Source organism: Micrococcus sp. LASM2_SD2 (genome assembly GCF_057364565.1).
The window spans coordinates 1-1,310 of record NZ_JBNFOB010000381.1; the positions used below are offsets into that span (position 1 = coordinate 1).

At 75.3% G+C, this 1,310-nt stretch carries 1 protein-coding gene and 1 pseudogene; both read right to left on the bottom strand.

What is annotated here, in order from left to right; translation table 11 throughout:
- A pseudogene (locus AC2W7A_RS12530) lies at positions 1-424 on the bottom strand (hypothetical protein); the annotation flags it as partial.
- A gap of 26 nt (positions 425-450) precedes the next feature.
- Positions 451-1,310: electron transfer flavoprotein subunit alpha/FixB family protein (locus AC2W7A_RS12535; protein ID WP_485991625.1), on the bottom strand; the 860-nt coding region annotated here is incomplete at its 5' end.

A 1,310-nucleotide genomic window follows, 5' to 3' on the forward strand; every position in this document is an offset into this window, starting at 1 on the left:
CACCCGGCGCACCGCCGGCCGCAGCCTGCGGTGCGCCGGACACACCGGGGCTCGGAGGGGGACTCGGGGAGTCGGCTCGGGCGAGGACGGAACGGACGACACCTCGGACTCGGCGGCAGCAGACGGCGCATCGCCGGCCACGACCTGCGGCGCCGCGCCCCTGGAACGGGGTGTACCCCGCCATGCGCTGGCGCTGCTCGTACGGGACCGCTTCGCGAGACACCGGGACAGCGGGCGGGGCCGCCTCCTCGGCGACAGCGCCACCGACCACGGCGGCAGGTGCCGCCGTGGCGGGGGCGACCGTCTCCTCAGGTCCGTCCTGGGCCACAGGAGAGGGTGCGGCGTCCTGGGTCAGGGGCGTGGCGTCGTCGTCGTGGGCACGGCCCTTGAGGGGCGTGTACCCGGCCATCCGCTGCTTGGGCATGGGTGGTCCTCCCGGGGTCTGCCGCGTCAGCGGCGGGCGCGGATCTGCTCGATCAGCTGCGGGACGACCTCGAACAGGTCGCCCACGATGCTGAAGTCGGCGATCTCGAAGATCTCGGCGTCCTCGTTCTTGTCCACGGCCACGATCGTCTTGGCGGTCTGCATGCCGGCGCGGTGCTGGATGGCGCCGGAGATGCCCAGGGCGATGTAGAGGTCCGGGGACACGATGACGCCGGTCTGACCGACCTGGCGCTCGGCCGGGGTGTAGCCGGCGTCCACGGCGGCACGGGAGGCGCCCACGGCGGCCCCGAGCTCGTCCGCCAGCTGCTCGACCACGGCGAAGCCCTCCTCGGAGCCCACGCCGCGGCCGCCGGAGACGACGACCTTCGCGCCGCGCAGTTCCGGGCGGGACGAGGTCTTCTGACGCGGCGAGACCTCACGGATCTCGGCGCCGGCGGACACCTGCGGCAGGGAGCCGGCGTCGATCGCGGTCACCTGCGGGGAGGCGACGGCCTCGGCGCGGGCGTCGATCGAGCCGCCGCGCACGGTGATGATGCGAGGCCCGCCCTCGCCGGTGGACTCGGACTGGATGTCGCCGCCGAAGACGGAGTGCTGGGCGATCACCTCGTCGTCCGCCCAGCGCAGGCCCACGGCGTCGGCGCAGACCGGGCCGCCCACACGGACGGATAGGCGGCCGGCGATCGCGCGGCACTCCGGGTTGTTCGGCAGCAGCACGGCCACCGGGTTCGTCTGGCCGATCACGGTGGCCAGCGCGCCCACGGCGGCCGAGCCCATGCGGGCGGCGGCGTCCTCGGTCTCGAGTGTGTGGACGGCGGTGGCGCCGAGCTCGCCGAGGCGGGGCGGGCGGGCGGCCTCGGCCCTGCCCC